General features: G+C 69.9%; 7 protein-coding genes. 1 reads left to right on the forward strand and 6 read right to left on the reverse strand.

Annotated elements, in window-relative coordinates; translation table 11 throughout:
* Positions 1 to 216 precede the first annotated feature (216 nt).
* The 5 genes from AB0D14_RS24825 to AB0D14_RS24845 are packed head-to-tail and all read right to left on the reverse strand — an operon-like array spanning position 217 to position 8,021.
* The gene (locus AB0D14_RS24825; protein ID WP_362782704.1) at positions 217 to 2,916 is read right to left on the reverse strand and encodes a discoidin domain-containing protein; all 2,700 of its coding nucleotides are present in this window, start codon (positions 2,914 to 2,916) and stop codon (positions 217 to 219) included.
* Positions 2,917 to 2,927: 11 nt separating this feature from the next.
* The gene (locus AB0D14_RS24830) at positions 2,928 to 4,871 is read right to left on the reverse strand and encodes a DUF2264 domain-containing protein (RefSeq protein ID WP_362782707.1); all 1,944 of its coding nucleotides are present in this window, start codon (positions 4,869 to 4,871) and stop codon (positions 2,928 to 2,930) included.
* Complete coding sequence (locus AB0D14_RS24835) at positions 4,871 to 5,737, reverse strand: carbohydrate ABC transporter permease (protein ID WP_362782710.1); 867 nt, start codon at positions 5,735 to 5,737, stop codon at positions 4,871 to 4,873. The genes AB0D14_RS24830 and AB0D14_RS24835 overlap by 1 nt, the downstream gene beginning before the upstream one ends.
* Before the next feature lie 8 nt (positions 5,738 to 5,745).
* Positions 5,746 to 6,717, reverse strand: coding sequence for a sugar ABC transporter permease (locus AB0D14_RS24840; protein ID WP_362782713.1), 972 nt, complete (start codon positions 6,715 to 6,717; stop codon positions 5,746 to 5,748).
* Positions 6,714 to 8,021 (reverse strand): extracellular solute-binding protein, encoded by a 1,308-nt coding sequence (locus tag AB0D14_RS24845; RefSeq protein ID WP_362782716.1) that lies wholly within the window; start codon positions 8,019 to 8,021, stop codon positions 6,714 to 6,716. Before AB0D14_RS24845 ends, AB0D14_RS24840 begins: the two co-directional genes overlap by 4 nt.
* Positions 8,022 to 8,218: 197 nt before the next feature.
* On the opposite strand from AB0D14_RS24845, the gene AB0D14_RS24850 reads away from it, so the two are divergent.
* Positions 8,219 to 9,187, forward strand: coding sequence for a substrate-binding domain-containing protein (locus AB0D14_RS24850; RefSeq protein WP_362782719.1), 969 nt, complete (start codon positions 8,219 to 8,221; stop codon positions 9,185 to 9,187).
* A 21-nt stretch (positions 9,188 to 9,208) separates the two neighbouring features.
* Here AB0D14_RS24850 and AB0D14_RS24855 read toward each other — a convergent pair whose 3' ends face one another.
* Positions 9,209 to 10,846, reverse strand: coding sequence for an AMP-binding protein (locus AB0D14_RS24855; RefSeq protein ID WP_362782992.1), 1,638 nt, complete (start codon positions 10,844 to 10,846; stop codon positions 9,209 to 9,211).
* Positions 10,847 to 10,993 lie beyond the last annotated feature (147 nt).

Genomic DNA, 10,993 nt, shown 5'->3' on the forward strand with positions numbered 1-10,993 from the left:
CTTGTCCAGGTTGCCGGTTGGCGAGACCGTCCACGCGTCAGGCCTCCCAATGCGGCCCGACGCGCTGCGGCCCGACACCCAGAAGACCACCGCCGTGCGGGGTTCCGTACCCCGCCGCCCGACCCGGCCGTCGTGTGTCAAACCCCGATCCTGTCCGGGCCAATCCTGTCAGTACCTGATCGCGTCAGGGCCTGATCGTGTCAGCACCTGATCGCGTCAGGGCCTGATCGTCAGCCAGTCGAGGGCGGCGACCCGGCCCGTGCCCTTCGCCACGAGGTAGAGGTCGTGCGCGCCGGTGACCTCGCGCTTCAGCGTCACAGTCCGCTCCTGCCAGCCTCCCTTACCCGCGACAGGCACCACCGCGACCGGCGGACCGTCCGGCGCGTCCAGCCGCAACTGGAGCGAGCAGCCCTGTGCGCAGGCGGGATCGAGGCGCACGGTGAGGTGCTTTCCGCGGATGTTCGCCTTGCGGAAGGTCACCCGGTCGCCCTGACCGAGAACTCCGGTGGCCGCCGCGCCGCGCTCCACGCCTCGTACGGTCGTGGCCTGCTCGGCCTGGAGCGTCGAGGCGGCGTCGGGCCCGTCGCCGTACAACCGGAGGTCGTTGACGACCCAGGGCGCGGGCCCGCTCGCGGTGAGCGTGATCCGCACCTGGCGGGCGGTGGTCTGTTCGGGGAACACCGCGTCCTGAGTGAAGGAGCGGCCGGTGACCCGGGCGAGCGGTTCACCCCAGTGCGTGCCGTCACTGCTTACGGAGACCGTGAAGCCGTACGGCTGCCCGCTGGTGTCGCGGCCCGCGTCGAGGGACAGCCGGCCGAAGGTCTTGCTCTCACCGAGGTCGATGGTCAGGGACTGGCCGGCGGCCTGCGGGGCGGCGCCCGTCCATCGGGTGTTGATGTCGCCGTCGACGGTGGCGGAGGCGTTGGTGCCGTCGCTCGCGGTGGCGGTCCAGCTGCCGTGCCGCACCCGCTGCCCGCAGCCGGGCAGATCGCAGCCGGTCGACCAGATGGGTGCGCCGTACTCGTAGGCGCCCTGGTCGGGAGCTGCGCCCAGGACGTCGCTGGTGACACCGTCGACCATCTCGCCCGCGTCGATGGCGGGCGAACCCGGTGTCAGCCACAGCTCACCGTTGACCGCGTCCGTGTAGCCGGGCTTGTCGCTGATCAGGTTGGAGCGGACGACCGGCAGCGGGTTGCCGGTCTGCGTGGCGCTGATCGGCTTCGGGCCGATGATGTTGCTGATGTACGAGCCGGACGCGTCCGTCGCACCGCTGAGCAGCACCGAGTTGCCGTTGATGCCCATGCCGTAACTGGAGTTGTGGTCCTCGTTGGCGATGCTCGGGCCGGTGTGGCCGTTGAAGAAGGTGCCCCGGGTGCCGGTGTTCCAGGCGACGTTGTGGTGCAGCCGGAAGTGGCCGGAGTAGTTGTCGACGTAGTAGCCGACCTGACCGTCGGCATCGTGCGCGGTGTTGTGGTCGATGGAGGTGCCGGAACCGTTCAGGTTGCAGCAGACGTAGAAGGGAGAGCCGTCGCGGGAGGTGCGCATGGCCTCGGAGATGTCGTTGTAGGCGATGCGATTGTCGTGGAACTCGGTGCCGTTGAGCTGCCAGGCCGTGTCGATGGCTGCCCGTCCGGTGCGCCGGATCGTGTTGCGGGTGACCGTGTGGCCGTTGCCGTTGATCTCGATGCCGGGGGTGTAGCTGCCCATCCAGCCGACGTCGTGGATGTAGTTGTTGGTGACGGTGTTGCCGGTGCCGCGAACCAGGACGCCGTCGCCGGCCGACTGCGCGATCTCGCTGTTCTTGAGGGTGTTGCCGTTGCCGAGGATCTGCACGCCGGAATCGAGGATGCGGGAGGCGACGATGTTGCCCTCGAACGGCTCGACCGCGAGATCACCGTCCGGCGGCATGGGCAGGGTGGAGAACTCGGAGACGTACGTGGCGTGCAGACGGTCGACCACAACTCCCGTACTCGCCTTGCCTGTTCGCAGGGACGTTCCCCACAGGTCGAGGCCGCGCACGGTGACGTACGAGCTGTCGCTGAGGTCGACGCCCCACAGCCGGTGCTTGGCAGTCACCGTGTGTCCGGCGATGCCCCCCTTCGGGGGGGCCATGTAGAGCCGGTGCGCGGCCTTGTCGTAGTACCACTCCCCCGGCTGGTCGAGGGCGGCCCTCGACCCGACGAGGTAGTAGTTGCGGTAGGTCTGGTTGCCCATGCACAGCGGCGGGCACCGGTAGTTGCCGCCCTTGAAGTCCAGCTTGCCCGGTGAGGCGGCGGTGGCCGTGCCGGTCTGCTGGGCCCAGGGGTTGGAGCCCGCCCACACGTGCACGGTGGCGCCGGTCCAGTCGGCGTCGGGCAGGTCCGTGTCGTCGATGTGCTGGTCGGTGGAGGTGGTGTCGGCCTCCGCCCAGGTGGCATTCAGCGGATCGGTGCCGGAGTTGGGCCAACGGCCCTCCGCGGCACGGGCGTTGTCCAGGAACACCGCGTTGAAGTCCGGGTCGGGCGGCAGGTCGGTGTCGGCGGCGATCAGCCCGCCGCCGGCGTCCTTCCAGCCGGTCACCTGCTCGGTCCCGTCGACGCTCACCGCGCCGTCGCCGTAGGCGGCGATCGTGATGGGGGCGCCCTCGGTACCGGAGGGCGGGGTGAGCTGTTCACGGTAGGTGCCGCGGTGGACCAGACAGGTGTCGCCGGGGCGGACGCGGTCGAGACAGGCGCCGATGGTGCGCAGGGGGCTTGTCCGGGTGCCCTGTGCGTGGTCGCTGCCCCGGGGGGCCACGTGGTAGCTGCGGCCGGACTGTGCCGCGTCCGCCTGGACCGGAAAGGTCAGCAGCGCGGCCACGGTGGCGAATACGGACAGGTATCTGAGTCTGACGTCCCGCCGCTTCAAGTCCCGCCGCTTCAAGACCTGCTGTTTCATGTCCCGTCGTTTCATGTCCCGTCTCCAGTCGTCGGATATGCGGTGGTGGGGAGGTGCGTGGTGGCCGGGAGGTGGGCGGTGGTCGGGAGGTGTGCGGTGGTCGGAGGGCCGGCGGCGGCCGGGGGTTCGCTCCAGGCCTCGTCGGCTTCGCTGCCCGCCGGGGCGCCGAGCACGGCACACCGCAACCAGTGCTCCCCTGGGGCGAGTTGACTCACAAGCACCGGCAGTGCCGTGCGTCGGGCGAGGACGTTCGTGCCGGGCAGGCAGTCGACGACCTCGCCCTCGCGCCGGCCGTCGAGGTCGCGCAGTCCGGTGAGTCCGGCGGGCGCCGACACCCTCGCGTACGCCGGTCCGGTCTCGCGGTCCGTGCCCGCGTCCCGGTCTACGGCGAAGCCTCCCTCGGCGGTGTGCAGGGCGCGAGCGGTGCGGATGTGGTGGGTGCGCACATGCCAGGGCGCGGCGGCCGTCAGCCAGGTGGTGATCTCCACGTCGGGCCAGGGGTGCCAGGTGCTGCGGACCGTGTCCGCCGTGACCTGGGGGTCGGCCGGCTCCTCGCGCACCCGGTAGTGCGTCCCGGCGTCGTCGCTCAGCGCCAGCATGGAGTCGTACGCGCCCTGTTCGAGCCCGAGCGTGCCGTTCGGCAGGCTGAAGCCGAAACGGGTCGAGTACGCGAACTTGGCGTACTTCTCGGCTCCATGGCGTACCCATGGGTGGTGCTGGCGTCCGGCGAGCAGGGTGACGTCGCCCGACTCCCGCATGAGGATTGCCCCGGCGTGCGGCTGAGCGCTGACGGCGGGCAGTGCGGGCGCCGGCTCCTCCTTCGCGGTCCAGAACGCGTGCTGGGCCGGCAGCGCGAGCGGCAGATACGCCTTGAGCGACCAGTAGGGCGAGCCGACCGCGTTGTACTGCTCGGCCAGCGCCGGCTGCGGATAGCCGTACCCGATGGAGAGCAGCCCGTCGGGTCCGGTCACCGGCCGTCCGTGCCACCAGCGCAGATGCCGCAGCAGGTACCCCTTGACCTGGCCCCACGGCAGTACGTCGACGCCCGCGAACGGCAGCGCGCCCCAGAAGGCGGCCTGCGCCCAGCGGTAGGTCAGGCTGCGGCCGTACGGGACGGCGGCGCCGTCGTCGGCGAACCAGTGCCGGAAGTCGTCGGCGAACCGGGCCGCCCGGTCCTTGAAACGGTCGCCGTCCGTGAGCGCGTCGTACAGCAGGCCGTAGTAGTGCATGGCCCAGGGGACGTAGTAGTCGCGCCGTTCGGTGGGGCCGTCCGCGTACCAGCCGTCGCCGAGCCAGAAGGTCTCCAGTCGGTCGAGGCGCGCGGTGACCAGCGAGCGGTCGTAGGGCACCCCCACCCGGTCGAGGCCGAGGCCGACCAGCACCGGGAAGAAGAGCCAATTGTTGTCGGAGGTCTCCCGGTGCAGCGCACCGAGCAGCCAGCGTGCGAGCCGGTCTCGTTCGGGGCCGCTCAGCGGGTCCCACCACTGCTCGGGGGCGAGGGCGAGCGCGAAACCGATGGCGGCCATCTCGACGATGCGCTGGTCACGGTCGGCCGGCTCGCCCCAGTACTCGGGGTGCGTGGGATCACTGCCGTGGGCGAGCCCCTCGACCCACAACTCGGCGTGTGGAACGGCATGTCCACCCGCCGCGAGCGGCGCGAGTCCCCACAGCGGCCGGGCGAACGCCTCCAGTTCGGCGGCCGTGTCGTCGTGGATCGCGGTGTTCACGCCGAGCCGTACGCGGGCCCGGCCCGCGCTGAAGCGGGACGCGACGGGCTCGACGAGTTCCCGTACGTCGGAGGCGAGTTCGGTACGGGCGTCGTCCAACCTCCCTCTCCCGCCCCTCAGTTCCTCTCCAGCCACCAACCGCTCCCCTCCATCGACCGACCGCTTCTCCTCCATCGACCGCTTCCCCTCCACCGACCGCTCCCCGCGCATCAGCCGCTCCCCGTCCATCAGCCCTTCTCCGCTCCGGACAGGAGCCCGGTGCGCAGGAAGCGCTGGGCGACGACGAATCCGATCATCAGCGGCGCGCAGGCCACGAGTCCGGCCAGGGCCGCTTCCGGCTGGTGGATGTCGAGGTCCGCGAAGCCGCCGGAGTTGTTGACCGCACCGGTGGACTGCAGCAGGGACATCAGGCCGAGCTGGAGGGTGAAGGTGCGGTCGTCCGAGAGCATCACGAAGGGCAGGAAGAAGTCGGTCCAGCAGCGGACGAAGCCGAAGAAGGCGATCAGCGCGATGGCGGGACGGGCCAGCGGCACCGCGATCGACCAGAACAACCGCAGCTCGCTCGCCCCGTCGACGCGAGCGGCGTCCAGCAGGCTGTCCGGCAGATTCGCCTGGAAGTGTAGGAAGGCCAGGTAGACGCCGAAGGGATAGAAGGACAGCGGCAGGATCACCGACCAGACCGTGCCGGTGAGGCTGAGCGCCGACATCTCCAGGTAGAGCGGGAGCACCAGCGCGGCCGGGGGCAGGATCATCGTCACGATCGACAGGGTGAGCAGGGCCCGGCGGCCGGCGAAGTCGTGTTTGGCGAGCGCGTAACCCGCGGGCACGCACAGCAGCAGGGCGAGGGCGACGCTGGCTGCCGCGTAGACGATCGAGTTGCCGATCCACAGGGTGATCTCGCCGTCGTTGTACGACGTCAGGTGCGACCAGGCGTCGCCGACGTTGCCCAGTGAGCCGAAGCCGAGCGGTGAGCCGGTGGTCAGGTCGTCGGCCGTGCGGGTGGGGGCGAGCAGCAGCCAGAGCAGGGGCAGTCCGAAGAAGACGGCCGCGCCGAGCAGGAACAGGGCGCGGGCGCCGCGCGACAGAACGGTCATCGCCTCACTCACCGGGATTCGGAGGAGTTGGAGCCGCCCGAGGGGCCGGAGGACTCGGTGGCGTACATATGCGTACGGCTGATCACGATCCACGCGGCCAGCACTCCGACCGCGAGCATGGCCAGCGACAGCGCGGCTGCCTTGCCGAAGTCGCCGTCCTGGGTGGCGTAGACGTAGGCGAGCTGGTTGACGGACCAGGTGGGGCTGATCTGGCCGGGCGCGCCGGTGGACAGCACGGTGGGTTCGACGAACACCTGACTGCCGGAGGCGAAACTGGAGATCAGTACGAAAGCGACGTACGTACGGACCATCGGCAGCTTGACGTGCCACATGGTCCGCCAGGCCGAGGCGCCGTCGACCTGCGCGGCCTCCAGGACGTCCTTCGGGAGCGCGTTGAGCGCCCCGTACAGGACCACGATCCAGCCGCCGGCGTGCACCGCGACGCCCATCACAGTGAGGACGGCCATGAGGCTGCCGCCGGACAGCGCGTCCGTGGCACTCTCGACGTCCATCAGCTTGAGCAGCGGGGCGAACGGGCTGCTGTCCGGGCTGACCATGAACAGCCACAGCAGGGCGGCGGCCGAGCCGGTGACCGCGCCGGGCAGGTAGTAGACGAGCTGGAGCACGCTCGTCGTGCGGCCGGGACGGACGTGCAGGGTGAATGCCAGGGACAGGACGACGAGCAGCAGGATCGGCAGCCACAGCAGCAGATACGTCGTCACGTGGGCGGCCGCGTCGCCGAGCCGGTAGTCCTGGAACACGGCCACCCAGTCCCGCCCGCCGGAGAAGGAGCCGTCCTGGACGAACGAGATCCACAGGGCGTATCCGGCGGGCGCGAGCCCGAAGGCGGCGAGGAACACCGTGTAGGGGCCGACGAGGATCCAGACGGCGGTGGTACGGGCGGGACGGCGCCGGCGGCGGGGGGCGGCCGGCGCCGCCGCCCTTGTCCCGGGCGGGCGGGGGGTCGTGAGGGTCTTCATCGGGCCGTGTACTCACTGGTGTTGGCCGCCGCCTCCAGTTTGTCCTGCCAACCCCCCAGAGAACTACGGAGGTTGCCGCCGGAATCCACCGCCTTGACGAACGTGTCGTTGAAGCTGGTCTGCCAGTCCGCCTCGAAGCGGACCGCGCCGAAGCCGGGGCGCAGTGCGCTCGCCGCCGCGGTGAGGGCGGGCATCGGGTCGGAGGCGTAGTACGGGTCCTTCGACTTGGCTTCGCCCCACTTCTCCGCGGCTGCCGTGAAGGCGGGGTAAGTGGGCTGCTGCGCCTGGAGGTTCACGTCGGTGGTCATCCAGCGCACCAGGTCCGCGGCCCGCTCGGTACGCCCGCCGGCGTGCGAGGAGACGAGGAAGGCGCCGCCGCCGACCTGTCCTGCGTACGACTTGCTCTCGCCGGGCCAGGTGGGCATCGGCGCGGCGGCGATCCGGCCCTTGGGCACCTTGAATGCGGGCCCGAACATGAAGTCGCCGAACCAGGCCGGGGCCGGCAGCATCAGGATCTTGTCGTCCTTGCCGAACTTCGAGAAGCCCGGATCGATGGGCACGACGGTGGTGACGGCCTTCTTGCGGGCGAGCGGCTGGAGCAGATCGGCGACCCGGGTGCAGTCCGGCCGGGCGAGATCGATGTGGACCTCGGTGAGACTGAGTGTGTCGCGGGTGGGACAGCCGCTGCTGCCGAAGTAGATGCCTGCGCCGTACTTGCCGTTGACTGCTCCGACGATGGTGCCGGGGTGGTCCTCGGCCGCTTTCAGGCCGGTCTTCTGGTACTCGGCCCAGGTCTCGGGGACCTGGTAGCCGTATCGCTTCATCAGCTTCGCGTCGTACCACAGGACGGTGGGGGCGATGTCGTTGCGCAGACAGTAGGTCTTGCTGCCGAAGGTGCAGGTGTCGAGGGAGCCGCCGGTGAAACCGTCGCGGACGGACTTCGGGACCAGGTCGTCGAGTGGCGCCGCGTAGCCGAACTTCTCGCTCGCGAGTGTCGCCGCCTCGGCCGGGTTGGCCAGGAAGACGACGTCGGGCCAACCGCGCTTGGTGCGGTTGGCGAGCGAGATCTTGGTGGGCACGTATCCCGCGTCGGGCGGGATGGTGACGATGCGCATTTTCTGGTCGGGGTGGGCCTTCTTGTACTGCTGGGCCGCGGGCATCCGGGTGTTGTCCACCCAGACCAGCAGATCACCCTTCCCGTCGCCCGAACCGCCGCCGTCACCGCCACCGGTGCCTCCGCAGCCGGAGAGCACCAGAGACACGACCGCGGCCGCGGTCAGGGAAGCCACGCGCCATCTCTTCACGGAGGACCACCTTTTCGCCGAGGAGCCTTACTCCAGGAACGAGAGTTGCGATAGTTTTCGCAAACCTCGAACGCCCGGCAACGTAGGAGATTCATCCGATGACGTCAACGGTTCGGACAGGATCCAGCCCAGGAAGACGGCGCACTCTTGCCGAAATCGCCGATCAGGCAGGCGTATCGGTATCCACCGTCTCCAAGGTGCTGCACAACAGATCCGATGTATCGGCTGAGACGCGGGCCAAGGTGCAGCGGCTGCTGGAGCAGCACGACTATCTGGCGAAACACCACCCGGCAGCCACCGCGGCCCCACCCGGCGGACTGATCGACTTCGTCATCAACGAACTCGACAGCCCCTGGGCGGTCGAGCTGATCCGGGGCGCGGAGGACGTCCTGCACGACGCGGGCATGGGGCTGGTGGTATCCGCGACCCACGGCCGGACCAGACGCGCCCGCCAGTGGCTGGACTCACTGGCCACCCGCCCCACGCGCGGAGCGATTCTCGTGGTGCCCGAACTGACACCCGAGCAGCATGACGAGCTGAGCAGGCTCGGCATTCCCTACGCGCTGGTGATGCCGATCGACGAGCCGGCGCCGGGCACGCCGTGGGTGGGCGCCACCAACTGGCCCGGCGGACTGGCCGCGACCCGTCACCTCATCGAGCTGGGCCACCGGCGCATCGCGATCATCAGCGGTCCGGAGCGCAGGCTCACCTCCCGGGCGCGGGTCGACGGCTACCGCTCGGCGCTGGCGGAGGCCGGTCTGCCCTTCGATCCCGAGCTGGTGCGCTACGGCGACTTCACTCATGGCCTCGCGTACCAACACGCCCTGGAACTCCTGGCGTTGCCCGAGCGCCCGACGGCGGTCTTCGCGGGCAGCGACCACCAGGCCCTGGGCACCTACCGGGCCGCCGCCGAACTGGACCTGCGCATCCCGGCCGATGTCAGCGTGGTCGGCTTCGACGACCTGCCCTTCGCGGACTGGGTCACCCCACGCCTGACGACGGTCCGTACCCCCCTTGCCGACATGACCGCGCTCGCGGCCAGGATGGTGCTGAGGCTGCTGTCCGGGGAGCAGCCGGAGACAACACGGGTGGAGGTGGCGACGCAACTGGTGATACGGGAGAGCAGTACCCGAGTGCACCCCCGGGGACTCTCCAGCGGCGGCTGAGCGCGTCAGCACCGGTGAGTGCTACCGCTCCGGCTCCGCGAACTTCTCCCGGAGTTCGATCTTGCGCACCTTTCCGGACACCGTCATCGGGAAGGACTCCATGATCCGCAGCCGGCTGGGCGCCTTGTAGTGCGCCAGCCGGCCCTCGCAGAAGGCCCGCAGCTCGTCCAGGGTCGGCGGGTCACCGGGCTCGCGCGGGATGACGCAGGCGAGTACCTCCTCGCCGTACCGCTCGTGGGCCACACCCACCACCTGCACGTCGGCGATCTTCGGGTGCGCGTACAGGAACTCCTCGATCTCGCGCGGGTAGATGTTCTCGCCGCCTCGGATGATCATGTCCTTGATACGGCCGACGATCTGTACGTACCCGTCGTCGAGCATCGCCGCCAGGTCGCCGGTGTGCATCCACCGCCCGGCGTCGACGGCCTCGGCGGTCTTCCCGGGCTCGTCCCAGTAGCCGAGCATCACGCTGTAGCCCCGGGTGCACAGCTCGCCCGCCGAGCCGCGCGGCAGGGTCACCCCGGTCGCCGGGTCGACGACCTTGACCTCGATGTGCGGCAGGACGTGCCCGACCGTGCCCGTGCGGTGCTCCAGGTCGTCGTCACGGCGGGTCTGGAGTGAGACGGGCGAGGTCTCGGTCATGCCGTAGCAGATGGACACCTCCGCCATGTGCATCTCGGCGACCACCCGTTTCATCACCTCGACCGGGCAGGGCGAGCCCGCCATGATGCCGGTCCGCAGGCAGGAGAGGTCGTACGTCGCGAAGTCCGGGAGGTTCAACTCCGCGATGAACATCGTCGGTACGCCGTACAGCGAGGTGCAGCGCTCCTCCTGCACCGCCCGGAGTGTCGCCGCGGGGTCGAAGGAGGGCGCCGGGATGACGACGCACGCGCCGTGCGAGGTGGCGGCGAGGTTGCCCATGACCATGCCGAAGCAGTGGTAGAAGGGCACCGGGACGCAGATCCGGTCCTGCTCGCTGTAGGCGATCGACTCACCCACGAAATAGCCGTTGTTGAGGATGTTGTGGTGGGAGAGGGTCGCGCCCTTGGGAAACCCCGTGGTGCCCGAGGTGTACTGGATGTTGATCGGGTCGTCGCAGGACAACTCGGCCGTACGCGCTGGGAGTTCCGCGTGAAGTTGCGGGGTCGCGCGTCCGAGCAGCGCGTCCCAGCTCGGGTCGCCGACGTACACGGCCTCCCGCAACTCGGGGCACCCGCCCCGCACTTCGCCGACCATCGCCCGGTAGTCGCTCGTCCGGTGACTCAGGGAGGCGAAGAGCAGGGAGATCCCGGCCTGCTTGAGAACGTACTCGACCTCGTGGGTCCGGTAGGCCGGGTTGATGTTCACCATGACCGCGCCGATGCGGGCGGTGGCGTACTGGACGAGCACCCACTCGGGGCAGTTGACCGCCCAGATGCCCACCCGGTCGCCCTTGGCGACTCCGCTCGCGAGCAGCGCGCACGCCAGCCGGTCGACGTCCGCGGCGAACCGGGCGTACGTCCAGCGCCGGCCCGACGGCACATCGACAAGCACCTCACGGTCCGGCCAACGCTCCACCGCCCGGTCCAGGTTGGCCCCGATGGTGTCCCCGAGCAGGGTCGTGGCGCTCGTCCCGTGCGCGTACGACAATTGCGAGTGCGGCGCTTGGGCGTAGGGCAGTTGCGTGCCCGACGGTTCCGACAGTTCCGACGGTTCGGTCACCGGAAGTCCTCCTCGACGATGTGCAGGGCGGTCCGGCCGTTGCCGGGCGGCTCACCTACATCGTCCAGTCCATGATGCGGGTCCCACTACCCCCGAACGGGGTGC

Source organism: Streptomyces sp. NPDC048484 (assembly GCF_040651415.1).
Lineage (GTDB): Bacteria > Actinomycetota > Actinomycetes > Streptomycetales > Streptomycetaceae > Streptomyces.